General features: G+C 43.5%; 29 protein-coding genes. 6 read left to right on the forward strand and 23 right to left on the reverse strand.

Annotation, left to right across the window (positions count from 1 at the left end; translation table 11 throughout):
• Positions 1–10: 10 nt before the first annotated feature.
• The 8 genes from EP58_RS13630 to EP58_RS17560 form a co-directional block, all read right to left on the reverse strand.
• Positions 11–766, reverse strand: coding sequence for an SDR family oxidoreductase (locus EP58_RS13630; protein WP_036094290.1), 756 nt, complete (start codon positions 764–766; stop codon positions 11–13).
• Between the two features lie 24 nt (positions 767–790).
• Entirely contained in the window at positions 791–1,432 is a 642-nt protein-coding gene (gene dhaL, locus EP58_RS13635; RefSeq protein ID WP_036094292.1) for a dihydroxyacetone kinase subunit DhaL, read from the reverse strand.
• A gap of 15 nt (positions 1,433–1,447) precedes the next feature.
• On the reverse strand, positions 1,448–2,446 hold the full coding sequence (locus tag EP58_RS13640) for a dihydroxyacetone kinase subunit DhaK (RefSeq protein WP_036094294.1): 999 nt from the start codon (positions 2,444–2,446) through the stop codon (positions 1,448–1,450).
• Positions 2,443–2,910: a ribose 5-phosphate isomerase B gene (gene rpiB, locus EP58_RS13645; protein WP_036094296.1), complete on the reverse strand. Its 468-nt coding sequence runs from the start codon at positions 2,908–2,910 to the stop codon at positions 2,443–2,445. The genes EP58_RS13640 and rpiB overlap by 4 nt, the downstream gene beginning before the upstream one ends.
• A gap of 20 nt (positions 2,911–2,930) precedes the next feature.
• The gene (locus EP58_RS13650; RefSeq protein ID WP_036094297.1) at positions 2,931–4,178 is read right to left on the reverse strand and encodes an MFS transporter; all 1,248 of its coding nucleotides are present in this window, start codon (positions 4,176–4,178) and stop codon (positions 2,931–2,933) included.
• Between the two features lie 18 nt (positions 4,179–4,196).
• On the reverse strand, positions 4,197–5,309 hold the full coding sequence (locus EP58_RS13655; protein WP_036094299.1) for an MDR/zinc-dependent alcohol dehydrogenase-like family protein: 1,113 nt from the start codon (positions 5,307–5,309) through the stop codon (positions 4,197–4,199).
• Between the two features lie 207 nt (positions 5,310–5,516).
• A complete protein-coding gene (locus tag EP58_RS13660) occupies positions 5,517–5,951 on the reverse strand; it encodes a hypothetical protein (protein ID WP_036094300.1) in 435 nt (144 codons plus the stop codon).
• Between the two features lie 21 nt (positions 5,952–5,972).
• Positions 5,973–6,125 (reverse strand): hypothetical protein, encoded by a 153-nt coding sequence (locus EP58_RS17560; protein ID WP_156110612.1) that lies wholly within the window; start codon positions 6,123–6,125, stop codon positions 5,973–5,975.
• Between the two features lie 462 nt (positions 6,126–6,587).
• Between EP58_RS17560 and EP58_RS13665 the strand changes: the two genes are divergently transcribed.
• Positions 6,588–7,460 (forward strand): helix-turn-helix domain-containing protein, encoded by an 873-nt coding sequence (locus EP58_RS13665; RefSeq protein WP_036094302.1) that lies wholly within the window; start codon positions 6,588–6,590, stop codon positions 7,458–7,460.
• Positions 7,461–7,606: 146 nt separating this feature from the next.
• Here EP58_RS13665 and EP58_RS13670 read toward each other — a convergent pair whose 3' ends face one another.
• Together EP58_RS13670 and EP58_RS13675 are read right to left on the reverse strand one after the other, a co-directional pair.
• Positions 7,607–8,260 (reverse strand): hypothetical protein, encoded by a 654-nt coding sequence (locus EP58_RS13670; protein WP_036094304.1) that lies wholly within the window; start codon positions 8,258–8,260, stop codon positions 7,607–7,609.
• Between the two features lie 15 nt (positions 8,261–8,275).
• Positions 8,276–8,740, reverse strand: coding sequence for a zinc metalloprotease (locus EP58_RS13675; protein WP_373862721.1), 465 nt, complete (start codon positions 8,738–8,740; stop codon positions 8,276–8,278).
• Between the two features lie 342 nt (positions 8,741–9,082).
• On the opposite strand from EP58_RS13675, the gene EP58_RS13680 reads away from it, so the two are divergent.
• The gene (locus tag EP58_RS13680; RefSeq protein WP_036094306.1) at positions 9,083–9,955 is read left to right on the forward strand and encodes a helix-turn-helix domain-containing protein; all 873 of its coding nucleotides are present in this window, start codon (positions 9,083–9,085) and stop codon (positions 9,953–9,955) included.
• A gap of 166 nt (positions 9,956–10,121) precedes the next feature.
• Here the strand turns inward: EP58_RS13680 and EP58_RS13685 are convergent, their stop codons facing one another.
• The 5 genes from EP58_RS13685 to EP58_RS13705 form a co-directional block, all read right to left on the reverse strand.
• Positions 10,122–10,340 carry a hypothetical protein gene (locus EP58_RS13685; RefSeq protein ID WP_036094318.1) on the reverse strand — a complete coding sequence of 73 codons (219 nt, stop codon included), beginning with the start codon at positions 10,338–10,340 and terminating at the stop codon, positions 10,122–10,124.
• Positions 10,341–10,406: 66 nt separating this feature from the next.
• Complete coding sequence (locus tag EP58_RS13690; protein ID WP_036094319.1) at positions 10,407–10,595, reverse strand: hypothetical protein; 189 nt, start codon at positions 10,593–10,595, stop codon at positions 10,407–10,409.
• A gap of 211 nt (positions 10,596–10,806) precedes the next feature.
• Positions 10,807–12,465 (reverse strand): sugar phosphorylase, encoded by a 1,659-nt coding sequence (locus EP58_RS13695; RefSeq protein ID WP_036094321.1) that lies wholly within the window; start codon positions 12,463–12,465, stop codon positions 10,807–10,809.
• 4 nt (positions 12,466–12,469) lie between these two features.
• Entirely contained in the window at positions 12,470–15,046 is a 2,577-nt protein-coding gene (locus EP58_RS13700; RefSeq protein WP_036094322.1) for a glycoside hydrolase family 38 N-terminal domain-containing protein, read from the reverse strand.
• A 70-nt stretch (positions 15,047–15,116) separates the two neighbouring features.
• The gene (locus tag EP58_RS13705) at positions 15,117–17,120 is read right to left on the reverse strand and encodes a fructose-specific PTS transporter subunit EIIC (RefSeq protein WP_036094324.1); all 2,004 of its coding nucleotides are present in this window, start codon (positions 17,118–17,120) and stop codon (positions 15,117–15,119) included.
• A 181-nt stretch (positions 17,121–17,301) separates the two neighbouring features.
• On the opposite strand from EP58_RS13705, the gene EP58_RS13710 reads away from it, so the two are divergent.
• The gene (locus EP58_RS13710; RefSeq protein WP_036094326.1) at positions 17,302–18,060 is read left to right on the forward strand and encodes a MurR/RpiR family transcriptional regulator; all 759 of its coding nucleotides are present in this window, start codon (positions 17,302–17,304) and stop codon (positions 18,058–18,060) included.
• Between the two features lie 5 nt (positions 18,061–18,065).
• On the opposite strand, the gene EP58_RS13715 is transcribed toward EP58_RS13710, so the two are convergent.
• The 4 genes from EP58_RS13715 to EP58_RS17070 form a co-directional block, all read right to left on the reverse strand.
• Entirely contained in the window at positions 18,066–18,899 is an 834-nt protein-coding gene (locus EP58_RS13715) for a class I SAM-dependent methyltransferase (protein ID WP_036094328.1), read from the reverse strand.
• A gap of 182 nt (positions 18,900–19,081) precedes the next feature.
• A complete protein-coding gene (locus tag EP58_RS13720; protein WP_036094329.1) occupies positions 19,082–19,525 on the reverse strand; it encodes a hypothetical protein in 444 nt (147 codons plus the stop codon).
• A complete protein-coding gene (locus EP58_RS17065; RefSeq protein ID WP_052165074.1) occupies positions 19,513–20,187 on the reverse strand; it encodes a type II TA system antitoxin MqsA family protein in 675 nt (224 codons plus the stop codon). The genes EP58_RS13720 and EP58_RS17065 overlap by 13 nt, the downstream gene beginning before the upstream one ends.
• Before the next feature lie 10 nt (positions 20,188–20,197).
• On the reverse strand, positions 20,198–20,569 hold the full coding sequence (locus EP58_RS17070; protein WP_052165073.1) for a hypothetical protein: 372 nt from the start codon (positions 20,567–20,569) through the stop codon (positions 20,198–20,200).
• A gap of 305 nt (positions 20,570–20,874) precedes the next feature.
• Between EP58_RS17070 and EP58_RS13735 the strand changes: the two genes are divergently transcribed.
• Positions 20,875–21,768, forward strand: coding sequence for a tyrosine-protein phosphatase (locus EP58_RS13735; protein WP_036094330.1), 894 nt, complete (start codon positions 20,875–20,877; stop codon positions 21,766–21,768).
• A gap of 63 nt (positions 21,769–21,831) precedes the next feature.
• On the opposite strand, the gene EP58_RS13740 is transcribed toward EP58_RS13735, so the two are convergent.
• The 4 genes from EP58_RS13740 to EP58_RS13755 all read right to left on the reverse strand — a co-directional run bounded on the left by EP58_RS13740 (position 21,832) and on the right by EP58_RS13755 (position 23,817).
• A complete protein-coding gene (locus EP58_RS13740) occupies positions 21,832–22,083 on the reverse strand; it encodes a hypothetical protein (RefSeq protein ID WP_036094332.1) in 252 nt (83 codons plus the stop codon).
• A gap of 49 nt (positions 22,084–22,132) precedes the next feature.
• Complete coding sequence (locus tag EP58_RS13745) at positions 22,133–22,948, reverse strand: Cof-type HAD-IIB family hydrolase (protein ID WP_036094334.1); 816 nt, start codon at positions 22,946–22,948, stop codon at positions 22,133–22,135.
• A 141-nt stretch (positions 22,949–23,089) separates the two neighbouring features.
• Complete coding sequence (locus EP58_RS13750; RefSeq protein ID WP_052165072.1) at positions 23,090–23,500, reverse strand: DUF1433 domain-containing protein; 411 nt, start codon at positions 23,498–23,500, stop codon at positions 23,090–23,092.
• Positions 23,497–23,817 carry a DUF1433 domain-containing protein gene (locus EP58_RS13755; protein ID WP_052165071.1) on the reverse strand — a complete coding sequence of 107 codons (321 nt, stop codon included), beginning with the start codon at positions 23,815–23,817 and terminating at the stop codon, positions 23,497–23,499. The genes EP58_RS13750 and EP58_RS13755 overlap by 4 nt, the downstream gene beginning before the upstream one ends.
• 116 nt (positions 23,818–23,933) lie before the next feature.
• Here EP58_RS13755 and EP58_RS13760 point away from each other — a divergent pair, with 116 nt between their 5' ends.
• Positions 23,934–25,067, forward strand: a complete 1,134-nt coding sequence (locus EP58_RS13760) for a Tle-like phospholipase domain-containing protein (protein ID WP_052165070.1) — start codon at positions 23,934–23,936, stop codon at positions 25,065–25,067.
• A 27-nt stretch (positions 25,068–25,094) separates the two neighbouring features.
• Positions 25,095–25,484 carry a hypothetical protein gene (locus tag EP58_RS13765; protein WP_036094336.1) on the forward strand — a complete coding sequence of 130 codons (390 nt, stop codon included), beginning with the start codon at positions 25,095–25,097 and terminating at the stop codon, positions 25,482–25,484.
• Positions 25,485–25,616 lie beyond the last annotated feature (132 nt).

Genomic DNA, 25,616 nt, shown 5'->3' on the forward strand with positions numbered 1-25,616 from the left:
CGTCCTCCTTTTATTGAATGGTATAACCGCCGTCGATCACTAGATTTTCACCGGTGATTAGGTTCGCGGCGTCGCTTGCTAAAAATAATGCTGAGGCTGCGACTTCTTCTGGATAGCCAAAACGGCCAATCGGAATCTGTTTTTTCATCGCTTCGCCAACTTCTCCGGCCCATGCTTTTTTGCCGAGTTCGGTCAGGATGACGGTCGGTGAAATCGCGTTCACATTGATTTTGTGAGGCGCCCATTCCATCGCCAAAACTTGCGTCATCGAAACGATCGCGGCTTTACTCGCGCAGTAAGCTACGTGTTTATCGAGCGCAACGACGGATGCTTGAGAGGCAATATTGACGATTTTTCCGCCGCGGCCTTGTTTGATCATCACATTTCCTGCTGCTTGCGCGATGAGGAACGAGGCTTTCAGATTCAGCTCCATTGTCTTGTCCCAGTAAGCTTCGGGTAGATCCGCAGCTTTTTCGAGAAGCGCGATGCCAGCTGAATTCACCACGATATCGACGCTACCGAATTGCTCCAAAACGGTTGCCATCACGCGTTCTACGGTTTCTTTTTTCGTAATGTCAGCTTGGATGCCTAGCGCTCTTGCCCCACCGATTTGTTGCGCGATTTCGGCTACGTCTGGCTTGATATCAACGAGCACGACACGCGCGCCTTTTTCGAAGAACAGCTCCACGATTGCCCGACCAATCCCGCTTGCCCCGCCAGTTACAACGGCTACTTGATCTGTTAATGCAAAATTTTTATCGAACATATTTGTCACTCCTCGCTTTAATTTTCAATCTAATACGCGTTCTGGTAAGCTCACGAGAAAATCCATCAAAATCAGATAGGCCGATGTTGCGCCTGGATCTTGATTGCCGAGAGATCGGTCGCCGAGTCTGCTGGAGCGGCCACGTTTGGATAGTAAATCGATAGTCGAAATCATGCCAGCTTCTGCCGCCACAACCGCCACACGAAACGCTTCTTCAAAATTGCCTGTTTCCAAAAATGCGTGTTCTAATGCGATTCGCGCTGGTTCCAACGTGTCAATCATCGTTTTATCGCCAACTTCGGCCTGTCCGCGTTCTTTCACGCCACCCATAAATGCCAGCCAAAAAGCCGTCAAATCCGCGTCGCTAAGCGTTTCTTTACCCTTAATCACCTTCGCCCCGCGCAGAAATCCCGTCGCATAAAGCGGGCCAACCGAGGAACCAACTGCTTCTAAGAACGTTTTACCCGCCAGCACCGCCAACTTCGAACAATCTAGTTCCTCCTGTTGCGCCAGCTCCTTCTTGATCGCCTGCCAACCAATTGACATCGTCACGCCATGATCCCCGTCGCCCAATTTTCGATCGAGTTCGCATAAATAATCTTTTTCCCGTTCCATCGTTTCCGTTACGTTATTTAAAAAATCGCGAAAATTCGCCGCATTATACATACTTGTCACGCCTCCTTATTTCTGAACATACATCGGGCAATCCGCCGGGTAATCGATGCATTCCTTTAGCTCCGCGTCTAGTTTTATCAGCGTCACCGAACTGCCGCCCATCTCAAGCGACGTGCTGTAATCCCCAATAAATGACCGGTAAATCTTAATACCACGCTCACTCAAAAGTTGCTCCACACGCCGGAACATAATCAGCAATTCCATCCGTGTCGTCGAGCCCAAACCATTGATGAGCACAGCAACCTCTTCTCCCGTCTCAATTGGCATATCCTCCAAAATCGCCCCAACAAGACGATCTACCACGTTGTCCGCCGTCTCAAGCTTACCTTTTTCAATGCCAGGTTCGCCGTGATGACCCAATCCGATTTCCATTTCATCCTCTGCAAGCGTAAAACTCGGCTTCCCAGTTTGCGGCAACGAACACGGTGACAAGCCTACGCCCATCGTCCGCGTCACGTCATTCGCACGATTCGCAAGCCGCGTCACACCCGCCAAATCATGGCCCTTCGCAGCCGCCACACTCGCCACTTTTGTCACGAAAAATTCACCGGCAATACCTCGCCGTTTTTCCGTCTCCGTTTTAGGCGCCGAAGCAACGTCATCCGTCACAACCACAGACGTCACCTCAATATCGTGCTCCAAATCAGCCATTTCCGCGGCCATCCCGAAGTTCATAATATCCCCGGCATAGTTCCCGTAAACGTAGACTACGCCTTTGCCTTGATCAATCGCTTCCGTCACGGCCACAATCGGACCCGGCGGCGGCGATGCGAAAATGTTCCCGACCGCAACACCATCCGCCATCCCCGAACCAACGTAGCCCATAAAAGCCGGCTCATGTCCAGAACCGCCACCGATCAAAACACCAACCTTATCCGCGTCAAGCTTAGAGCGCACCAGCGCCCGCGGGTTTTCCAATCGCGTCACATATTGCGGAAACGCCTTCACGTAGCCATCAATCATTTCCTCCACTACATGATCCGCGTCATTGATTAATTTCTTCATCCTTCCACACTCCCCGTCTCCAAATAAGCTCTCTCCTGATTCGAAATTTGATCAATTTTCCGTTTCGATTGGCCGCCAGCAAACGCCACATCCAGATACGCGTCCACAATTTTTTTCGCCAATTCCAGCCCGATCACTTTTGCGCCGAGCGTTATAATTTGTGCGTCATTGCTCAGCTGGGCACGCTCCGCCGAATACACATCGTGGCACTGCGCCGAACGAATACCCGGCACCTTATTCGCCGCAATCGACATCCCGATTCCCGTCCCGCAAACCAAGATCCCACGCTCGACCTCGCCACGCTGAATCGCCGTCCCCACTTGAAACGCGATATCCGGATAATCCACCTCATCCTCCGAGAAACAGCCAAAATCAACGACCTCGTTCCCCGAATCCTCGATGTAACCCCGCAACGCCTCCTTCATTCCAAACGCATTATGATCCGCACCAATTCCAATTCTCATTTTCCAACACTCCAATGCATTTAATCCACCGAACCAGCCGGCACCACCAAATCCTGATTTTTCGGTAAGGTCACGAATTTCATCAAAAAGGCGCTAAAAACGTAAAGTCCCGCGAACACCCAGATGACCCCAACCGTACCAAGACTTCCAATAAAAATTCCCACGACAGCAGGCCCTAAAAACGTGCTCAGCCCTGCGCCTAAATTCAAAATCGACATCGCCGCGCCTTTATTTTCAGGAGCAAGCGTTGGCATAATCGCCGAAAGTGGCACGTACGCCGCCAAGCAAGCACCGAAGCAACCCGCGATCAGCATCGTCAGCAAGAAGTTCGCGCCAGACCAAAGCGGTACGTAATAAAACAGCACTGTAAACGTCGCGCAACCCATGCCGCCAAACCACATCACCGTATTCCGCCAGCCAAGCCGATCACTAATCACACCAAACAATAAGTTAAAAATAATATTCACCGACCAAAGGCACGCGTAGATTTGCAACCACTCCCCACGCGTAAAGCCGATTTCCATGAAGAACAGCGGCATAAACACCGTGAAACCGTACGCCGCCGATGTATTAATCGTCCGAACAATACCGCCCATCCCGATTTTCGGTTTTTCAAAAGCAATCGTGATTCCTTTCAATAAATAACCAAGCGATGGTCGTTCGCCCGTAGCCTTTTTCGCTACTTTTTCACGGTTCAAGAAAATCGCAATCATCGCACCAATCACGACGAAAACTAGCGCGCTCCATAAGGTTGTCATTTCGCCCAAATACGGCAGCGCAATGCTTGAGTACAGCGCTCCCAACACATTCAGCCCACCACTATAACAGAACCAGAAAATTCCGACCGCCGAACCTAGTTTTTCCGTAGGCGCTTCATACGCTACCCAGACAAGGAACGAATAAGCAAAAAGTGGATAACCGAACCCGCGCAAAGCATACGTCGGCAACATCACGTACAAATTATGACTCGGCAGTCCGACAGAAATAAAGAACACCGAACCGATAATGAAAATAATCACACCCGCCGTCATCACCCGCTGCGCCCCAAACATTTCCGATAAAACACCAGATAGCCAAGCCGCAAGCGCCGCCGCAATCCCATACACACTAAACAATAACGCCGACTGTTGAATCGAAAGTCCGCCGCTGATCAAGAACGGCGACAACCAGCCTTGCTCTAAGCCTTCACCCATCATGAAGACGACAAGTCCCGCATATCCCATCATTAATTTTGGCGGTAAACCGATTCTGTTCGTTAAACTTTTCATGTCACGTTCCCCTTTCGATTATAAGTTTGGATTCAATACGACCTTCAGCGACTCCGCACCACTTCTCACCAAATCAAAACCAGCCTTAAAATCCTCGAGCGGCAATGTATGCGTTACGACACCTTCTGTTGGCAAATCCCCATTTTGAATGCCTTCGATCACTAGCGGATAACAATACGGTCCCAAATGCGAGCCCAGCACGTCCAGCTCCTTCCGATCACTAATAATGCTCCAATCCACCGTAACCGGCTCCTTAAATACCGAAAATTCAACAAAAGTTCCCAGCTTCCGAATCAGCGTCAACCCTTGCTCCACCGACTTCTGCGCCCCAGTTGCCTCAATATAAATATCGCAACCATAACCATCCGTCAAATCCTTAATAATTGTGATAACATCGTCCTTCGCCGGATTCAGCACCATATCCGCGCCAAATTTCTTCGCCAACTCCAAGCGATCCTCGAACAAATCCAGCACAATCAATTTCTGCGGACCAGACTTCTTAATCGCGCCAATCATGCCCAGCCCAAGCGTTCCCGCACCAGCAAGCACCACGACATCGCCCAATTTAATATTCGCACGCTGCACCGCATGGAACGAACACGCATAAGGCTCAATCAAAATCGCTTTTTCAATCGGCAAATCCTCCGGAACCAAATAATTTATCGCTTCTTTCGTAAATTTCATATATTCCGCCATGCCACCGTTTACATTCTTCTGGAAACCGTATAAATCATGTTTTTCACACATCCAATACTGACCACGCTTACAAAAACGACAATCCCAACACGGCACAATCTGCTCCGAAATAACACGATTCCCAAGCTCAAACTCCGTCACTTGGTCCCCATAACCAACGACGTGCCCGATAAACTCATGACCCGGAATCATCGGCGCCTTTATGTATGCAGGTTGCTTCTCGTCACCCCAAAAACTAGGAGCCCCATCAAAAGCCTTCAAATCTCCCGCACAAATCCCGCACGATTCCACCTTCACTAAAATTTCATGAGGCCCAATCTCAGGAACAGCGACCTCCTCCAAACGATAATCACCAGGGGCATACGCAACAATTGCTTTCATTTTTTGAGGGATATCTTTGCCTAACACAACATGACCTGTTTTCTCTTGACACATAAGAACATCTCCTTTTTTATTAAAGCGCTTTCTTGATTACCTCCCCATTATATTTTTATTTCCTCACTTTGTCAATCATTTATTTTCATTTACTTTCGTTTGTTATCGATTATCGCATATTCCACTAAAAATAACGACAAAAAAAGCCGAAACAGGCATCGATTTTTTAGGTCGATATCCTAGTTTCAGCTTTCTGCATTTCTATTTTTAGAGCACGTTCATCAGCCAAATAATAAAGAAAACGAAGAAAAACGTCGCCGTTCCCCAGATAATCTTAGAACCCTTCCAAACCAGCTGACCATTGGGTCCCTGCTGCTGTTCCCGATACGTCTCCACATCCAGGCTCGCCGTCCCATCCGTCACGATATTCACAACGATCGGCGCCTGATTCCGCGTATCAATTTTTTCACGCAAAGGAAAGCGGTACTCCTCCCCACGAATCGTGAAATTCAGCTCACACACCGTCGAATTCGAGGCAGGCAAATAAATACTCCGCTTCTCCCCAATTCCAAAATCATTGCCACGCTGCCGCTGATTCCCATTCACCAAATATGTATCAAAAAGCGTGTGCCTTGTCTTATTCTCTATTTTTATCTCATGAGCAATCACCGGCCCAGTAAACAAATGCATCAAATTAGACATGCCTTCCACCCCTTCATAAATTTACCCCTTTTTATTCCCGTAAGATTTCCCACCATGATGCGGACATCTCATATGGTATCGAACGAATAATCCCAACCAAGACATAACTTCCCGACATAGCACGATAGCTGTTACGCCTAACTCCCGCAACGCTCCCCATAAACTTCCCCGCATATGCTCATCCCTCATTGTTTTTAGAATCATTTATAACAAAAGGATTCAAAGCAAGTTCACTACATAACATAGAAAACTAACTGAACCCTTTTCACCGAACCCTATCACATTCATCTCAAAAATTAGTGATTGTATCTTTATCTACCAAATAAGACCCAAATATATCATTTTTATTTACTTAAGTGCTAGCCGAAGTAAGTGGTATGTTATATAATGGATTTAAGTCTTATTTTTCACTCAGTGATTACTTCATTTAAAAGCTGTTCAAAAATTAAAATTAATCCATGAACAATCAAGTTACTGCATTTCTATTCTGTAATTATCCAGATTAACGTTTCTAACATAGATGTCACTCCTCTGTATATTCATCAGTACTACCATCATGTTATAGCTAATCTGTATAGTTTTGTTGCTTCTGTTCCTTATTTCCATCAAATTAATAAAAAGTTTGGAGGCGCTATCTTGAACTTTGGAGAAACCATTAGGAAAATTAGAAAAGATAAAAATTTTACGCAAAAAGAGCTATCAGAAGGAATTCTCACTCGCTCACATCTTTCCCAAATCGAAACAAATAATTATTATCCATCTTATGATAAGTTTTTCTTACTTCTAAACAGACTAAACGTTATTTTTGAAGAATTTTTATTTGTTCAAAATGACCAGAAAATGCTTTTCAATCAACAAATACGTTCGGAAATTAGTGAAGCTGCGAATTTGAATGATACAGAAAAGCTCAAAAACTTAGCGGTTACGGCAAATGATTTATATGATAAAACAGATAACATTACCTACTATCACTATATGCTAATTTGCAAAGCTCTGATTTCATATAATATCAGTCATACCGTAAATGATGAAATGATTGAATTTGTGACACCTATAAAAGAGTATTTATTTGGGATGGATAACTGGTACCTATACGAATTGAAACTATTTAACAATATTATCTACGCTCTAACTGTTGAAGAAGCTTTACTATTCGCACGTACATCATTAAAAAGATTAGGTAACTTTCAATATTTTTTAGAATTCAGACACATTGAACAGCATATTTACACCAATCTATCAACTCTTTGCTTGGAGCATAGAGATTTTCAAGCTGCTAAAAATTTTGCTGAAATCGCTATTGAGAAGGCCACGAAATATACCTTAGTTTATGAAAAAGTATGCTCTGAATTAAATCACGCCATTGCTATCATTAATCTTGGTGAAGATGGAAACGCATACGAAGTTATTCGGAAAAATATGCTTATTATTGAATATCTAGAGTTTGATAACTTGCATGAACATTTTTCTAGTTTTTTGAAGAAATATGAGATTGAGGTGGACATTTAAACACTCTTAGTTAATCTTTTATTTTCAACATTTATACGCTACGCGAAAGAAGCCAGGCGTTCATCACATTACGCTGGCTTCCTATTCTGTATGTCATACGATATCAATTCATCATTAAAAGTTTATAAATAATATGCATAAGCCTATCATTCTGCCTCATAATCTGACTTCGATCTATCTCTTTTGTAAGGAATTTCGTTTTCATAAGCTTCCGTGTATTCTTTTGCAGTCTCGGTCACTACAACTTCTTCCTCCGCAGCAGCTTTATTTTTTGTATTGATGTCATCGATTAACACATTGGAATTAGGCCCAGAAACTAATAAACTCCCATCGTCTTGCGCATTTGCAGTAAATATATAATATTTTCCTTGACTAGGAAGTGAATCCTCTTCATATAAAAAATATTCTGTGTTTTCTTCATTGATTCCGCCTGCTTTTTCTAAAGAAATCTCTTTATCTTGCTCTAACTCTCCTTTTATATTTTCAATTACTGTTACACTATATTGAGTGTAAGGAGTAGATGCTTCTTTAGTAGATCCATTCTCTTGTTCCATCGTTTGTGCATCTTCATATCTCGTACCAGTCTTTTTATTAACATAGCCAATAAAAGTATAATCACTAAAACCAACAGTTGCCTCTGGATTATCAACATCTATTACAAAAGAGCCATGCATATATGATGTTGGAATTTTATCAGTTTCACTTGGCTTTACTGTGTCGTTTGTACATGCTCCTAGAACAGAGCTACTGATTAGAAAAAGCGTAATTATTTTGCCTGACTTCAATATATGATTCTTCATCGTATTAATTCCCCTTTAATATTTTTTATATGCTGCATCATATGAAGCTTTATCATTGATGCTCAATGTTACTTTAGTAGATACAAGATAATACATAACATCCGATGTCCCATTATGAGCTAATCTCAACGCATGCCCTAACTCATGAATCGATACATTATTTTTTTCATTAGTAGTTAGAGTATCCATGTTATATTTATTGTATTTAATAGTGCCTGAGGGGGAAGTCATCGCAGCTGTAGTATCTTTTTTAGAGTAATCGGATAATGTAACATCCTCAATGGTATTCCAAACATCCTTTCTAATTACTCCTTTTTTATAGGCATTCCAAACTGATACGCCCTTGTTGAAATTAGATTGATATTTAGTACTACCGCCCCAATCTAAATGTTTTCCTGAGTCAACCAAATCCCAAGTTAATAATTTGGTGGCAGCTTCAGCCTTGGTTGGAATTAATAAACTACTAATTCCAAGTACCATTACAGTTGAAGTAGCGATTAATATTTTCCCCATTTTTATTTTCATAATTAAACTCCTTTAGTTATATTTATATTTTACCAATAAAATATGCCTTACGCTAGGTGCATAATTGCATTCTAGAAACTTTCAGTATGAAATCTCATGAACACCTCCTTTGCATTTATATTGATTTCATAGTATCCACCTCCTAATTCAGAAAAAGTAAATTTTAATTTGATATTATTGGAAATATTTTGTATAGTATAAATAACCATCGTTACACTATCTATGTTACTAGTTTATTGATATAAATTGTTATTGTGTTATCTATTTCTATCAAATACATTCTATTGGAGGGCAATCATGAATTTTGGAGAGACTATAAGGCAAATACGAACAGATAAAAACCTGACACAAACACAGCTATCAGAAGGTATACTAGCTAGAAATCATTTATCGCAAGTTGAGAACAGCAACTACTTTCCATCCTATGATCGTGTCTTTATGCTTTTAGATCGATTAAATGTTACCTTTGAAGAATTTTTATTTGTTCAAAATGATTTACAGCCCCACGATAAGCAACAATTTAGAGTTGATATTAATGAAAAGGCGAGTCTCAATGACTACAGTCAGTTGCAACAATTATCTTTAGACGCAGATAAGCTCTATGAAGAAAATGCTAATATAAGCTATTATCACTATAGTTTAATATGTAAAGCTGTAATTGAATACGGGCTAAGCAATAAAATTAATAAAACTATGATTCAACATGTAGAACCTATAAAAAAATATCTGATGAGCATGGATAACTGGTATATCTACGAATTAAAGCTATTCTCAAGTATTATCTTTTCTTTAACAGTTGAGGAAGCTATTTTCTTCTCACGAAAAGCCTTCAAACGATTGCATACATTTCGTTGCTTCCTTGAATACCAACATATTGAACAACATCTTTATTTAAATCTATCTACACTTTGCTTAGAGCATAGGGATTTCATCTCAGCAAAAAATTTCGCTAAAAATGCTATTAAAACTGCAAAAAATTATCGTCTTGTCTACGAAAAAATTTGTTCTGAATTAAATCATGCTATCGCTTGTATTAAGCTTGGAGAAGATGAGAACACTTATGAAACAATAAGAAAAAACATGCTTGTTCTTGAATATTTAGAATTTAATACAGTACACAAGCATTTTTCAGATTTTTTAAAGAAATATGAGATTGGGTTAGAAGTATAGACAAAATAGAGCCTATTCGTGGTGCCGATTTCGACACACACGAATAAGCTCTATTTAATATTACCGCGGAGTATAAAGTAAACTGCATAAATAATGAACCTAGGATTCATTATTTACACTCCCAAGAAAGAGCCACACTTTTCAGTGTGCCTTTTCTTAAAATTAACTACTTTTTACTTTTCGTTCTTCTCCTAGCAAGCAATAACAATCCCATAGTCAAAAATAGCATTCCATAAAATCCTGATTCTAAAAATTCACCACTTACTATAAAATCACGATTTACTATATATTCTATCAAAATAGTTACACCACTACTTACACCAACTATTATCCAAACACTCCAATAAGGATGCTCCTCATAAAAATCATTCCACTTTTTATACAATGCTCCCCCACCTCCATTAGCCACTATTTATTGGTATCTGGGTCTATAGCGTGAACTAAAGAATATTCAGCTACTTTTTTTAGCTTTTACTATCAATCTAAGATATCTTCCAACAATGATGGCTACAAAAAGAACAAGCAAATACGTTCTTCCGTTATGTACAAGCTCACCAACCTCCGTGAAATAAGACGCTACTAGTAGAACTAAAAACATCATACCGAAAATAACGAAAGCCTCATTTATAATTTTTTTCATGGCTATGACCTCCTCATTCGTAGTTGTTATTTCTTTATATTACCACATAATACATCGATAGATAGCTTAATATCAGCATTATTCTTTGTTTATTCACCCAACTTTTATTTGTTGACCTCATCTTTCCTTCTGTATTACCTCATAGCAATGAAAAAAAGCTTACTCATGCTGCCGAATTTCGACGTACATGAATAAGCTTAGTTTTTTGATACTATTTCACCCAAACATAACCGTACGGCGGCAAGTCACATTTGCCATCGCTGATTTGTTCGCCTGTGAGTAGGTTTTTCGTTCCCGCGGTTTCAATCGTAATCGCCTGATCGCTAACATTCGTGTAGCAATAAACATCGCCTCTTTTCAGCGCGAAAATATGGCTATCGCTCGAAATAACTTCTTGTGGTTGGTACGGATTGAACGCGGTTTCTCCTTGGCGAACTTCTGCCAGTTTCTTTAATCCTGTAAAAATGGCTCGGCGGTATGGGTTCGTTTCGAGTTCGCTTTGTAAGGTCGCCAAATCGAGTTTTTCGCGGTTGATTCGTCTTGGGATTCCTGATGTTTCGGCGGCTTCTTTGTCGTTTCTTGAGCCGAATAGGGAATGGTAGTAAATGGCTGGTACACCCATGACAGAGAATAGGATGTGATGGGCGGCGAGCATTTTTTGAATCGCTAGTTCGTCGGATTCGCCGGTGTTTCGGAGCGCGTCGCTGTAATTGATGTTGAGTTCGTAGATGGATTTGCTGCCGTCTGGATTGTTTTTATAGGAAATTTGACCGCCATTTTGCAGGACTTTTTCGGCTAGTTTTTCGCGGTCGGTATCGGTTAGAATGCCTTCTGTTGGACGCATGCCGATGCCATCATGGGAAGCTAGGAAGTTGAAATAGGTCGCGGTTTGGCTCATCGGCGTGATTGTTTTTGCCCAGTTTGTTAGGTGGGTCGCGTCGTGCGTTGTGAAAGCGTGTAATGTGAGTGGTGGCAACGGGAATTGGTAGACTTGATGGGCTTCGTTGGTGCCGTCGCCAAAATAACTGATATTTTCTTTGTGCGGTACGTTGGTTTCTGTAATGATTTGTGTGTTCGGTGCGAAATAGTCTGTCAGCAAACGCCAAATTTGAATGACGGTATGGGTTTGTGACAAGTGAATGCAAGTCGTGCCGGATTCTTTCCAGAGAAAACCGATGGCGTCTAGTCGAATCGATGTGGCGCCGCGCGTGATGTAGGTGAGCAGCGTTTCGGTCAGGCGGATGAACATCGCGGGGTCCTGGATATTGACGTCGACTTGGTCTTTACTGAATGTAGACCAGACTTGCTTTTCGGTCGCGCCGTATGTGTGAAAGAGTGGACTCGTTCTTGGGCGGACAACGTTTGTAGCGTCAAATCCGGCTTCTTTTTCCACGAAGGCTTGCTCAAATCCGGGTTTTCCTTGTAGAAATTGTTGGAACCAGTCGCTGGATTCGGACATGTGGTTCGCGACGAAATCGTACATCAGTCGGTAATTCCCGGCGAGGTCGTCGATGTCAGGCCAGTCGCCGAGTTCTGGGTTGATTTGCAAATAATCGGTCACGGAAAAACCGTCGTCGGATGTGTAGGGGAACATTGGTAGTAAATGGACGTCCGTGATGATATCGGCAACGGTTTCGTCAAGCATCGCGCGCAAGGCTTGTAGCGGTTTTTGGCCTGGTGACTGAATGCTGTCGCCGTATGTGATCAGGTACATATTTTTCTCATTGATCGCGGCGGCTTGCGGAACTTGTTGTTGTTCTTGCGCGTCGATGAGTTTTGTCAGACGATTGCTGATATCACTACGTTTTGGCTCGTCGAAAAGTGTAGCTAGGTGGTCGTTTAGTTGCTTATTTAAATCGGATCGCTTCATCGGTTTAGAGCTCCTTCATTTTTAGTGTTAGATGGCTTTGTGGTGCGATTTCTGCTGGGCCATTTGTTGGTAATTCGGCCATATTTACGGCGATGCTTGTGCGGCTTGCCTCGATGCTGATTGGCTCGTCCGTTGGGTTGAAAGCGCGTAATATGATGCCGTCGCCGTCTTCTGCTTGTTTTAATGCGCTGAAAAAGGCGTTTTCGCTGATTGTGAGTAAGCTCGCGGATGTTGGTAAATCGCGCATTGATGCTGGCTGTGGCAGTTCGAAACGTTCCACTCGTTCTTCAAAACTATTCAGCGTTTGAAGGTGGTAGCTGAGTTGGTGCGTGCGAACGCGTTCGGTGGCGCGGAACCAATCGGTGGCCGTGAAGCTTGCGGTGGCACGATAATGGTAGCTGAACTCTAGATCGCCAAGCATTTGCGCGTCCGGCGTTTCCACGACTTTATTATTGATACCAGAGGCACGGCCGGGACGCCACGCGATATTGTCTTTACCGAGCAGTCCAACACTCCGGAAAAGCGTGAGGGCAAGATAATCCGTGGTCGCCTCATATTCTTTCAGGCCTTGTGTCACGACGCCAATCGCGCCTTTATCACTGAGACTTACGGCAAAATTTTCAAGCGGATAAATCGGGACTGGCGCTTCGGCAAAACGGTTTTCGCGCCAATTCGCAAAATGTGGATTCAGGTTGGCGCGCTTGATGGCAGTGAACGCTTGGTCGGCGTAACTTGCCTCGCTTTTCGGCGCTGCGAACTTGACGCGGATACGATGGTTTTTCGTTTTATTCGTGAGGCGATGCTTGATGCCCAGCGTATCTTCGCCCTTTTTGAGCGTGAGGGTGGTCTCGATTTCCGTCCCTTCGCCGCGCGTTAATGTATGGCGAATCGTCATTTCTGAAACGAGTTCCGACTGCTTCACCGCGATGCATTCCGCCGTTCCCGCCAGTTCCGCAACATCCCCTGCAAGCGGAGAAAAATCATACGAATCGCCGTCATCCGCTACGTCTTCAAATAGCATGAAATTGGAGAATTGTTCGCCCGATTGCGTCGTTAATTCCAGCTTTCCAGCAACAACCTCGACTGTATAAAATTCGTTCGTAATTTTGGCATCAGCTGTTGGCGTTACGAGATTCACCGCGCCTTCAATGATTTGCAAAACCTGATAACTAAGCGGTTCCATCGCGATTTCGGCGCTTACAACCGTGCGATAGTATCCCGGAATTTCGACTTCCCGTTCCCCATCCGCCGTCACCACCACTTTTTTTCCACCAGAAATGTAGTCTTGAGACAGAATCGTTTGCGGCACAACAACGCCCGACGCATCAGCCAAACACACCGCTTTTTCTTTCGTAAAAATGACCGTCTCGACTTGTTTCGTCATCGCTTTTGGCAGCAAGTGAAAAACAAGAACGGCGCCCTGCTCATATTCCGTCCCAATTCCGCGTGCGATTTGCTTTTTCAAAACGTTGATAAGGCTATCACAAATACGCTCGGCCTGCTCCAAACGATGCCCAATCGCGCGGTTCGTCTCGTCCGAATTACAGCCACCGATAGAATCATGCGCGTGGACGTCAAATAATAATTTGAAAACCTTATCCAGCCAGCGTTTCGGGTACGGCGCGCCATACTTATTCGCCATCACCGCAAGCGGCTCCAACTGGTGATAAATTTTATCCTCAATCCGGCTATTCGCAAGCTTAATATCCACACGCTGCGACCGAATCGTATTGTGAATCCGCGACTTCTGCGATGCGAGCAGTTCTCCCTCGATCACCGTCTCGAATTCCCCATTCTCCCACGTGGCTTCCATAAACATCTCATAATCCGACAACACGAAGCGATAATCCGATTGCTCGGCGTTAAGTGCCTCCACCGTCTCCGGAAAATGTTCCCGCACCAACACCTGATCGCCGCCCGCCGGAAGCAACATATGCGATGTCGACTTATTCATTTTCCGCAACGTATCCAAAATCGGCGTCAACGTTCCCGCCACATATGCCGCATCCGACGCCAAAAATTTCCCTGGTCCGTATCCAAAATACATATAATTCGCCTTCGAAATCACGCCATCCGGAGCGACCCAGCGAAAATTCAAATCCGTCGCCACATCATCTGTGTACAGACCACGCTGCAAAATCGCGTATTCCATCCCAAAAGACTGAAAGATAGACGGCAAATACGCATTTTGTCCAAATATATCCGGCAAATAACCAATTTTCATACTATGTCCCATCTCTGCAGCCGCACGCGATCCATACAGCAGGTTCCGAATCATCGACTCCTTATGCACAAGTAACGTATCTGTCTGCGTATACCAAGGCCCTACAAAAAGCCGTTTTTGCGTAATAAGCTCCTCCAATTTCGCCTTTTTCTCCGGCAAAATCGCGAGGAAATCCTCAATGACCGACATTTGTGCATCAAATACGAACGATTTATAATCCTCATCCCGTTCCAAAACATCCATCAAATGACGCAAATTTTCGATTAGCATCACGTTCGAATCCTCTATTGTAAAATACCACTCACGATCCCAATGCGCATGCGGCACCACGTGAACTATTTTTTCTTCGTTTGTCATTTTTAAACCCTCACAATCTCCATATAAAAACGGATTGGGACCCCAAATTGCTGAGTCCCAACGTGTCTATTTAATAATCAATTTTTTCGCCATTGCGTTCTTTTCGTTTAATAATCGCGTATCGAATAAAAATATTACCAAACGCGATAATCGCGACACCGACTAGCATGCCGACAAGATACGCCGGCAAATTCTCAACGAGTGGCCAACCCCAGATAGCTGGAAGTGGTAGCCATTGTACCGCGCCGAGTGCCACACCTGTACATGCGCCTGCGATTGCGCCGATTAGATTTAATGGAATCGTGATCAGCGGATTGCGCAGCATGAACGGAATCGCGCCTTCTGAAATCGCTAGAAAACCGAGCAAGAATGACGTGTTTCCGAGCAAACGCAAGTCTTGTGAAAAGACGCGACGTCCAACAACGAAGCGGTCAATAATCGTCGCCAAACCAATGCCTAGCGGTGGAATAACGATCGCCAACACACGCGGTGTCAACGGGAAAATACCATCTGCGGAGAGCCCAATCGCAATCGCACCCGCCGCTTTATTCACCGGACCACCGAGGTCAAACGCCGTCGCAGCAGCAATCATCGCCGAAAGACTAAGCGTTCCAGACGTACTCATACTCGCAATCGTGTCCGCAATCCACTTATTAAGATGTCCGAAAACCGGATCAATAACGTATAAATTCAAGATAAAAATAACCAAAACACTGATTCCCGGCACGATTAACATCGGCTTCATCGCCGCCAGATTTTTCGATAATTTGACGCGTTGATTTAGGAATTTTGCCACGTAACCTGCTGTTAGACCTAGGATTAGCGCGCCTAGGAAACCGCTCGGAATACCTCCTTCGATGCCCCAAAACGTATAATGCAAGCCACCTGCGAACAAACCGCCCGCAAAACCAGCGATCAAGCCAACGCGGTCAGCAATCGCATACGCCACGAACATCCCGAACACCGGATAAATGAACTTGAAGAGCATGTTGCCAAAGCCGTCAAGATAATGGAGGAATTCTTGCAAACCGCCAACACTGTTGTACGTTGGGTCGCCAATCATGCCGATATCAAGGCCAAGCGCATAAACCCACGTCAGCTTCGCGATACCTAGCATCAAGCCTGCCGCAACGATAAGCGGAATCATGTACGAAATCCCAGTCATGATAGCTGCCGTCACATCTGCGCCGACTTTTTTCCAGCCTGTTTTTTGCGTTTTGCTCGCGACAACGCCTTCCGATTCTGAGCTCGCCGTCACCGTGCCATCCGGTTCTGATAGCGTCCGAATCAGGATTTCCTTCGCGTGACGAAGCGGATCAGCGACTTTGACTTCGACATAATTTTTGCCGACAAAGCGCTCTTTTTCCTTCACTTTCGTATCCACGGCGAACAAAATTGCGTCTGCTTTTGCAATTGCTGCTGCGTCGTGCGTGTCTTCCATCCCGTTCGCGCCTTGTTTTTCGACACGAACATCGATTCCTAGCTCTTTCCCGGCCTGCTCCAACGCTTCCGCCGCCATGTAAGTGTGGGCAATGCCCGTCGCGCAAGCCGTTATCGCCAACACCGATTTCCCAGCATAAGCCGAATCGCCAGCCACGTTTTCCGTCACTGCTTCCTCACCAAGCGCTGCAAAAAGTGCCTCTTTACTAGGCGCCGCAAGCAATCCGTCCAAATACGATGCATTCATCAAGCGACCACTCAGCTCCGCCAACAATTTCAAATGCGTCGTGCCTGCTTCCTCGTCTGGAATCGCTAACAAAAACACTAACGAAACCTGATTCGTCGGGTCCACAGACTCCCAAACGTTCGCCGCTAATGGTGTTTTCAGTTTTGCCACAGTGAAAACGGCTTTGTTCACGACACTCGATTTGCCGTGTGGAATTGCTAAACCGCGCTCCATTCCAGTTGCCGAATGCGCCTCACGCTCCAAAACCGCTTTTTGAAACGCCGCTTTATCTGATATATAGCCTTCCTTGTCTAAATGATCCACTAAAAATGAGATTACTTCTTCCTTTGACGTAGCTTCGATGTCATAGAAAACCAAATTTTGCGTCGTCATCTCTTTTAAATTCATTGTCAATCCTCTTTTCTAAGTTCATGAATTCGCTTACAGATTACCTTTCGAAAGTATAATCGAAGTATAGCATAAAGCCGAAAGCCTTTTCATACAGAATCCGTATAATTGTACGGCGCACACTATTAATCTCTTTCAAATCGTGATAAAGTAGGAATTGAAGCGATTGGAGGTTTTTTGAATGGGAAAAGTAGCAGAACGTTTTGTCGAGGATATCTCAAATTTGAGCGACTCGGAGAAATATGTTTTTTATTACGCGGATAACCATATCGAACAGGTGAAAAACATCACGCTAACCAACCTGGCCGAGATACTAAACACGTCCAACACCACGATTATCCGGATGTGCCACAAGCTTGGCCTGCAAGGCTTTTCGGAATTCAAATTTATTCTAGCCAGTTTTAGCAATCAAAAAAAGACTCGCGAAAACGGTAGTCTCAAAGAAGATTATTTGGCCCAGCTGACCCAGACCATTCACGCCATTGACCTGCGAAAAATGGATTATATCGCCACGAAAATTCTGAACGCGAGCACCGTTATTGTCGTTTCTGTTGGTTTGACTAAAATGATTGGGGAATACATCGGGAAGCGGTTGATTCAAGTTCAGAAACCGACGATGTACGCCTATGAATCCCATATTATTGACCTTTTGCCGAGCTTTATTAAGCCGAACGACGTGATTTTATTCGTATCGATGAGCGGCGACACGAAGACGCTCGTTCAGGCCGCACAGAAACTGGAATATAGCGGTTGCTTCATGTTCGCGATTACAAACCACGGGGATAGCGCGCTCTCGCAACTTATGGATACGAATCTGAGCAGCGATATCCCGACCGTTTCTTACGCAGGATATGATATTACATCGCGTTCTGGGCTTATGATTCAGGCGGATATTTTACTCGAAGTATACTTGAAAAAGATGTTAGAGCGTGATAAATAATGTTTTTACCCCTCGATCACACAACAATACGAACTCATCGGCAAAACGGTGTCCACCCGAATCAAATTCGCCTGCGTCAACAGCAACTCTTTAAACTTCGCTGGTAACGCCTCTTGTTTCGCGATTTCCTCCGCGATATGATTGACGACAAACGACGCCTCCCAGCCCGCATCTTGCATTTCCCGCGTCCAAATATCGCCCTCACTCGTCACCTGCCAACCTTGACTCAGCGCCATTTCTGCGATATCACCCGGCGTGATAAACGTCCGCACATTCGATTCCGTTTCTGACTTAAACGCCTCGTATTGCGCCTGCACTAACACCGCCAACAAATGCGATTCCTGCCGCGGATCCGTGAGATGTGGATTCCATTCCGCAAAACAAATCCGTTTCGCCCACTTTTTCAACACTTGGAGCATTTCAAGAAGCTCAGCTTTGGATCTGAAATACCAGGACGCATGCGAGATCACCGCGACGTCAAACGCTTCGTCTTCAAACGCCAAATCACCACGCAAAATATCCGTTTCGAGCTTAAATTCGATGCGCGATCCAAGCTCCGACTGCAACAAATGATACGTCGATTGCGCGAGCGTGAATGGTGCGCCGTAATCTGGTGACGCAATGTCCACCGCACACACAGAGCCAGTTTCACCGACATGATACGCCAATACCGCCGTCGTGTCGCCTTGTCCACAACCGACCTCCAGCACCTTATCGCCCTCTTTTATTCCCCAGAACTCCGCAAGCTTGATGCGATGCCCTGTTTGTACATTTTGAATCTCATCCGACGCCGCATCCCGAAGCATACACGCCACAATAGAAGCCACACATTCTCTCATTTTTCACCCGCCCATTGATAAAGAGTCAATTTTTGTTACTTTACTAGTAGCTGAAGCAAAGTCTTTCAAATTACAAATAAGCAGAAACCCTGTATCTTCCATCTTCATAAATGGTACATACAAAAATTCCTGCCTATCCATTTTAAAGTTTTATGCTAAATTTCAGTGAAGTTTCAGATTCTTCAATTACGATTATTTTCAATGCCTTGCTCTTCAAGATATTTCTCTATCCTTGCCTCCATAACAGCAAGTTCAACTGGAGGTACTATCATAGGAGACAAAAATATTTTTTCTGTGAGGAAACCTACTATCAAGCTTGCTTGTTCTAAAACAGGTTCAGTTAGGTGAGTCCTTACCTCACTGTCACCAGACAATTCTTCAATGCCTGAAAATTCGCCGTCAATTAGATACGTTGCTTCTACTTCTAAATAGAGTAGTGTATTATCCGTATCCGCATCGTAGATACTCTCTTTATCGGTAACCAATAATATATTATTTTCACCCTTACCTAAACTAAACTCTATTTCATTCTTTCTTGATAGAGAGCCTTTATCCACAGAAATATTCGTTTCTACTTTAGTTAATCGAATTTGCTCTATCGTCAAGTCTAATTCTAAACTTTCCATCCTGACTCTCCTTTGAAGTTTGACATTACTTTTCTGCGATCTTCATGAATTTTTATATGTTTACCACTTAGCAACTTAGTTACATGAGTTCCAATACTTTGAGTCTTAGAAAATTTATTAGTGTATCCCAGAAGTTCCCCCCTCATCCTCTCCAACTCCAAATGATCTGATTTGTTGCTGGAGAGATTATGGATATCACCAGCGACACGTGCTATATTTTCCAACATATTTTCATATTTCTCATTTCCAGTAGCCTGAAACTTCATGTACACAAGTTTATGAAGAGCATTTGGAGTAGTCGCTAAAATAAATGTTGAATTATGATGCTCCGTTTGAAGTGCCCCACCCTCATATCTACAAAGAGTTGCATGACTCATCCCCAGAACATCTGCAAAATCTCTTTGACTCATATTGTACATTTCTCTAATCATTTTAATTTCTTCTGGCTGTAATAAACCTTTAACTCTTCTATATTCTTTAAAATCTATTATATAATTGTAGTCTAAATTAGATGGATCTTCCATAAGCTCCCCACAAATCGTGCATTCCAAATACCTATGCTCAACCTCTAAATCTAATCCTCGTACGTTTACTATTTCAGCTACAAACTTTTCATCATGTTTAGATTCCTCATAGCAATTAATACAAAATATTTTCTTCATATCTTACACCTCATTTATGTGGATATTTAAGTTTCTTTCCCCCTTCTGATTCATGGAAAGATATGCAACAAAAGCTGGGACCACCCGGAACTGGAAGATCATGCATTTTAACATAAACCTCGTACCCCTCTATGTCAACTCCAAACACCCATACTCCACCTTTTTTAGGGCCACTGCTACCTATATTCATATCTGGCCCAGAAACATAATGTTTACACGTAAGCGTTTCTTCTAAATATGAAAATACTTGGGTAGGCAGCCAACCAATCAGACTCAAAAAATCATCATTTTTAGACCTTCTCGCCATATTACAACGATTATTAGCCACAGCGTCTTTAAATTTCTCTATAACTCTTTCAACTGCCACTGGTGTACTGTTCATGTAAACACTCCTGCCATAAAATGCATACATAAATTATACAATAGGTATAATTTATAATCAAGACAATAGATGTTATCGCATAATAACACTTTACCCTATAATATGAAATATTAAAAGTCTTTTACGGTTTTTTTTTAGGTTATTTATATTTCAAACGTTTTTAGACAATATATCGACAAATCCTATTGCTTAACCCTATATAATATTTTATAATTTGAATTTCCATTTTTACATCCTCTTTACAGAACCTCCAAACAAATCGTCATTTCGCTCGCTATAATAAGGCGTATGAGGAGGGGGAAAATTTGAATAAAATCGTTACTATTACTGGTGTTATCGTTGTTGGAAGCTCATTATTACTCGCAGGTTGTGGTCCAAGTGATGTGAATTCGCTCGCCGCAAAAGAAACCCAAACGCAAGTCAAGCCAGGTGGTCAAATTAAGCTAGACGGTGCCGTGAATATTCGCGATCTTGGTGGTTACAAAACGACCGATGGCAAAACTGTCAAGCCTCACAAACTGATTCGCGCCGCCGAACTCGCCAATCTTTCCAAAAACGACATCAAAAAGCTGACTTCTACATATAGTCTGGCTGAAATTATTGATTTCCGTACCAATTCCGAAGTGAAAGCGAAGCCCGATCCAGTCATCAAAAACGTCGACTATATCCACGATTCGATCATGAAAGACAACGGTTCGTCAACTAGCGCCCAAGATATGATGGCCAGTCTCGCCAAAATGGACAATCCCGAACAATTCCTAATCAGCGCCAATAAAAGTTTCGTCACCGATCAGCAATCCATCGACGGCTACAAACTTTTCTTCCAAGAACTGCTGAACAATAAAGAAGGCGCCGTACTTTGGCATTGCACCGCCGGCAAAGATCGCACCGGTTTTGGGACCGCGCTTGTCCTCGCAGCACTTGGTGTCGACCAAAAAACGATTATGAACGACTACCTACTTTCCAATAAATACCGCGCGACCGAGAATCAGAAAACCATTGATGCCCTTGCAAAACAAACTGATAATCCAAAAATCCTATCCGGCATGAAAGCCATTCTCGACGTCCGCCCAGCCTATCTAAACGCCGCGTTCGACGAAATCAACGCCAAATACGGCAGCACCGACGCATTCCTCAAACAAGGACTCGGCTTAACCGACAAAGATATCAAAAAACTCAAGAAAACCTACCTACAATAAAACGAAAAATGTGATCAGACCTCGCCAAATCTAGCGTGAGTCCCTGATCACATTTTTTAATTACTATTCGATTGTATCGCCGTCAAATTTCGACTTACATCTTGACCATTTCATCTTATGTTTCCCGTGCCCACACGACTCGCCACTATACGACGTCATCATTCCGTAAGCTTTTTTCAGTAGTGGAATCGCGATAACGATCCCGATCAGTGTCATCAGCGCGATAAAGCCAATGAAAATCAGCCCGGCCGCGATACCAATCACGAAAATTTTCTTCACCGTGTGTCCTAGATCAAAGCGTTCTTCCTCTTCCATGTTGAATCAGCTCCCTAGATAAAATTTCTTCCAATTTCAGCATAACACGTTACTTCTCAAAATCAAGTAAAAACTGACCGAGCCCGCCGATATCATGATGACCCGCGACATAATCCGCAATCGCCAACGTCTCTGGAATGCTGTTCTCCATCGCCACGCCCATTTTTGCAAGTTCGATCATGCCGATATCATTCTCATTATCGCCAAACGCAATCGTCGTCTCCAAATCGAGCCAGCCAGCCTCATCCAAATACGCGAGGCCATGCGATTTATCGATACCAACATTCATAATATCAATCAGCGTCGTGCCAGAAGCCATCACAGAAAGCGGCAATTCCGCCAAAGCTTCGCGCACCGCCACACGTTTCTCCGGATCATCCGAAAGCACCAAAACCTTCAGCGCAAACTCGCCAGAACGCTCAATTTCCCCAACAACATCCGCCGTCACCGTCAATGGCACCTGCTCATTTTCAGGAAGCGTCTTATTCGCCTCGACAAACCCAGCAATTTTCCCCGTCACAGTCGGCCCAACAATCCGCTCCGTCGTGTACACATGATAATCCACGCCAAACCCGCGCACCAGCTCGATCACCTGCCCCAGCAAATCATACGAAATATCACTTTTCATCAAAATTTCATTCTTCCCAAAATCCCGAACAAGCGCACCGTTACAAGAAATAACCGGCATCGTGATCCCAAGCTCATGAATAAACGGCATAATCGCCAAATCCAAACGCCCAGTCGCCAGCACCAATTTTTTCCCCTGCTTCTGCCAATCCAGCAAAACCTCTTTATTCAGCGGCTGAATCACCGCACCACCCTTAGCCAGCAGCGTTCCGTCCATATCCGTTACAACCGTTTCCATTACAAAATCACCCTTCCACACTCATTTGAAACGCCTCATCAATGGACGCCATTACTACTCGAATTATAAAGGAGTTTTGGCGAGTTGTCACGGGTTGCGACAGAAAAAGTCACAGCATCAAAATCATCGTGACTTTACATACTATTCATTCTTCTCTATCTCTTCAATTTCTGAAACAGACAGCACATCCTGATTTAAACTCTTTGTATAAGGAAATGATTCACCGCTTATAATTAGTGCTCCTTCATAATGTTCATCATATACACCGGCATCAAAAGATAATTTCTTATCACCATTCACATATCCCATAATATGCGGAATCCCCGTTGGATTGACATCTACACCCGTAATTGTGACAGAATCAATGTTCTCATAATTATATTTTAAGTATTTTTCTACCCGTGGGCTTTCTTCCGCAATCAATTTTTCAATCGCTTCTTCTCTCGCTAATTTTCGCTCATCGATTTCTGCCTTCACAAAGAGAAAACTGCCTGCGATGATAAATAACCAGAATGCTACTAGCGCTAGAAAAATAATTCTACTCATTCTCATTCCTTACTCCCCTGTTCACGTTCCTGAATCTCCGAAACAGACAAATCACTCTTCTGCATCTCCTCCAGCCCATACGGAATACTCAAATCCCCTTCAAAATGATCTTTATGTATTGCTGCATTAAAATATAGATCTTTATCATCATTCACATAACCCTTGATATGAGGTATACCAGTTGGGTGAATCTCCGCCCCAGTCACAGTTACCTTATTCACTCCCGTAAAATTATACTTAAAATATTTTTCAATACGTGGCTTCTCTACAGAAACTAGCCTTTCTAATTCATCTTCCGCTTTTTGATTTTCTTTTTCTTTCATAATGTATACTCCTCCTGCTATAATGAAAATAAGTACCAGTAAAATACTAGAAACAATTAACCATTTTTTCATGTAATCACCCCACCATATCATAACATAAAGGGAGCAAAATGGAGATGAAAATAACAGAAGAAACTAATTTTTATTTAGCCGATGCTGTGTATGACAGTGAAGTACTAAGGAAAGACAACGTACTAACACTGAAAGATATCGGTAAAACAAAATGGATTACAGTAAATTCAGTAGATAATAAAAACGGTTTACAAGCGGCCGCGGTTGTACCGCTTAGCGAATATAAAGCATGGAAAGCAGGTTCTATCAAAGAGTTTAGCCATATGGTCTTCATGTCAAGAGGCTCTGAGGAAGACGCTGATTGGGACCAAAACATCAAATTAGCAACTGCCTCACCCGCCCAAAAAGACGACCAATTTATCACCTACAATAATTTCGTAAACACCACTCTATCCAAACACACAACCAAAGACTACAGCTTCACAGGTCACAGTCTCGGCGGCGCACTCGCTCAATACGAAGCTGTCAAACATACCAAACCCGCCGTAACATTCGCCGCGGCCCGTTCATTCAATAAACTAACACCTGACGAACAAGCAAAAGCAAAAGACGGCGCATACTTCCATCTCATCAAAGATTTCCGACACCACGGCGACGTTGTAGGATTACTCCCACCCGATGCCTTCGTTTTTTACCAACAATATTATTCCAAAAACGGAGCAGCCAGCGATCCACTAAACGCTCACTTAACAAAAGGCTTTCGTAAACAGTTTGGCAGTAATGGTGCCACAAAACTTGCCATCTCTCCCGATGAAATTAAAGCGCTCGCGAACAGAATGAAGGATGTAGCCGCAGACATCGATCGCATGGTTCGCCTCATTGAAGATTTTCGTCAAGCCGAAAGCGACGCAGTCAAGAAGATGGTGCGTAAGTTCAACGATGCTACATATGGCGGTGAATATGATTTGCTAAATGAAAACGATGTAGACGATGTGATGCACGACCTCGCTGTCAAAAAAACAGAAGGCGTCTATCGTTTCCATAATGAAGAAATTTTGCATGATTTACTTAATAAATTGCTAGAACGGCAGTATTACCTGCAACAATTCGCAAATGAAATAGGCAATGCGGGACACCAGATGCAGCAAACAGATATCAATCTCGGTCATGACTTAGATCGTACAATTGGTAGTCTTGTTGGCATCGCGGCCGGTAACGCGGTGAATTTTTTCAAGTAAAAAAAGATAGAAAAACGGGGGAACAAAATGGATTTATTTCATGAAATTAGACAAATAGAAGTTGAGATTGCTAAGGCGATTCTAGCAGGTGCGGATGCAACGGTTGGCGCTTTAAAATCTCAAAAAACAGAATTCGAACGGCAACTTCAACTCGCGGCTTTGAAACGTAACATGTTACGTGACGCGAACCATTTAGCCGAAGATTCCGCTCAAATCCTGCACGGCAAGGAAACGATGTTTGATGATTGGGGTCGCGAACTTACCCGCATTCAAAGTCAACTCGGCATCTCCTTCGAAAGTAAAACCGGTGACGCGATTAGCTCACAACTGCAAAATGAAATCCGAAAGCTTTGTACAGATCGTGAAGCGGATTTTCAAGAACTCAAAAAAAGTTGCAAGGTCAATATTCCTATGTAATGAACCACGTAATCCGATGCGATTCAACGCCCTGAAATCTTCAAAACTGCCTGCATCTAATCACAACAAAAAAAGCCATCCAAACCCACGGATAACCTCTTTTGATACATCTCAACTATGCGCTCATTTCAC

The organism is Paenilisteria newyorkensis, assembly GCF_000766145.1.
Lineage (GTDB): Bacteria > Bacillota > Bacilli > Lactobacillales > Listeriaceae > Listeria_A > Listeria_A newyorkensis.

What these genes read in the sequence shown, in the direction of transcription:
- rpiB (WP_036094296.1), bottom strand. Translation starts at nt 2,910, where the DNA reads ATGAGAATTGGAATTGGTGCGGATCATAATGCGTTTGGAATGAAGGAG.
- EP58_RS17065 (WP_052165074.1), bottom strand. Translation starts at nt 20,187, where the DNA reads ATGAAGAAAATATTTTGTATTAATTGCTATGAGGAATCTAAACATGAT.
- EP58_RS13650 (WP_036094297.1), bottom strand. Translation starts at nt 4,178, where the DNA reads ATGAAAAGTTTAACGAACAGAATCGGTTTACCGCCAAAATTAATGATG.
- EP58_RS13655 (WP_036094299.1), bottom strand. Translation starts at nt 5,309, where the DNA reads ATGTGTCAAGAGAAAACAGGTCATGTTGTGTTAGGCAAAGATATCCCT.
- dhaL (WP_036094292.1), bottom strand. Translation starts at nt 1,432, where the DNA reads ATGTATAATGCGGCGAATTTTCGCGATTTTTTAAATAACGTAACGGAA.
- EP58_RS13750 (WP_052165072.1), bottom strand. Translation starts at nt 23,500, where the DNA reads ATGAGAATGAGTAGAATTATTTTTCTAGCGCTAGTAGCATTCTGGTTA.
- EP58_RS17560 (WP_156110612.1), bottom strand. Translation starts at nt 6,125, where the DNA reads ATGCGGGGAAGTTTATGGGGAGCGTTGCGGGAGTTAGGCGTAACAGCT.
- EP58_RS13630 (WP_036094290.1), bottom strand. Translation starts at nt 766, where the DNA reads ATGTTCGATAAAAATTTTGCATTAACAGATCAAGTAGCCGTTGTAACT.
- EP58_RS13765 (WP_036094336.1), top strand. Translation starts at nt 25,095, where the DNA reads ATGGATTTATTTCATGAAATTAGACAAATAGAAGTTGAGATTGCTAAG.
- EP58_RS13675 (WP_373862721.1), bottom strand. Translation starts at nt 8,740, where the DNA reads ATGGTACTTGGAATTAGTAGTTTATTAATTCCAACCAAGGCTGAAGCT.
- EP58_RS13690 (WP_036094319.1), bottom strand. Translation starts at nt 10,595, where the DNA reads ATGAAAAAAATTATAAATGAGGCTTTCGTTATTTTCGGTATGATGTTT.
- EP58_RS13660 (WP_036094300.1), bottom strand. Translation starts at nt 5,951, where the DNA reads ATGTCTAATTTGATGCATTTGTTTACTGGGCCGGTGATTGCTCATGAG.
- EP58_RS13695 (WP_036094321.1), bottom strand. Translation starts at nt 12,465, where the DNA reads ATGAAGCGATCCGATTTAAATAAGCAACTAAACGACCACCTAGCTACA.
- EP58_RS17070 (WP_052165073.1), bottom strand. Translation starts at nt 20,569, where the DNA reads ATGAACAGTACACCAGTGGCAGTTGAAAGAGTTATAGAGAAATTTAAA.
- EP58_RS13710 (WP_036094326.1), top strand. Translation starts at nt 17,302, where the DNA reads ATGGGAAAAGTAGCAGAACGTTTTGTCGAGGATATCTCAAATTTGAGC.
- EP58_RS13745 (WP_036094334.1), bottom strand. Translation starts at nt 22,948, where the DNA reads ATGGAAACGGTTGTAACGGATATGGACGGAACGCTGCTGGCTAAGGGT.
- EP58_RS13640 (WP_036094294.1), bottom strand. Translation starts at nt 2,446, where the DNA reads ATGAAGAAATTAATCAATGACGCGGATCATGTAGTGGAGGAAATGATT.
- EP58_RS13715 (WP_036094328.1), bottom strand. Translation starts at nt 18,899, where the DNA reads ATGAGAGAATGTGTGGCTTCTATTGTGGCGTGTATGCTTCGGGATGCG.
- EP58_RS13705 (WP_036094324.1), bottom strand. Translation starts at nt 17,120, where the DNA reads ATGAATTTAAAAGAGATGACGACGCAAAATTTGGTTTTCTATGACATC.
- EP58_RS13700 (WP_036094322.1), bottom strand. Translation starts at nt 15,046, where the DNA reads ATGACAAACGAAGAAAAAATAGTTCACGTGGTGCCGCATGCGCATTGG.
- EP58_RS13740 (WP_036094332.1), bottom strand. Translation starts at nt 22,083, where the DNA reads ATGGAAGAGGAAGAACGCTTTGATCTAGGACACACGGTGAAGAAAATT.
- EP58_RS13720 (WP_036094329.1), bottom strand. Translation starts at nt 19,525, where the DNA reads ATGGAAAGTTTAGAATTAGACTTGACGATAGAGCAAATTCGATTAACT.
- EP58_RS13760 (WP_052165070.1), top strand. Translation starts at nt 23,934, where the DNA reads ATGAAAATAACAGAAGAAACTAATTTTTATTTAGCCGATGCTGTGTAT.
- EP58_RS13680 (WP_036094306.1), top strand. Translation starts at nt 9,083, where the DNA reads ATGAATTTTGGAGAGACTATAAGGCAAATACGAACAGATAAAAACCTG.
- EP58_RS13755 (WP_052165071.1), bottom strand. Translation starts at nt 23,817, where the DNA reads ATGAAAGAAAAAGAAAATCAAAAAGCGGAAGATGAATTAGAAAGGCTA.
- EP58_RS13670 (WP_036094304.1), bottom strand. Translation starts at nt 8,260, where the DNA reads ATGAAGAATCATATATTGAAGTCAGGCAAAATAATTACGCTTTTTCTA.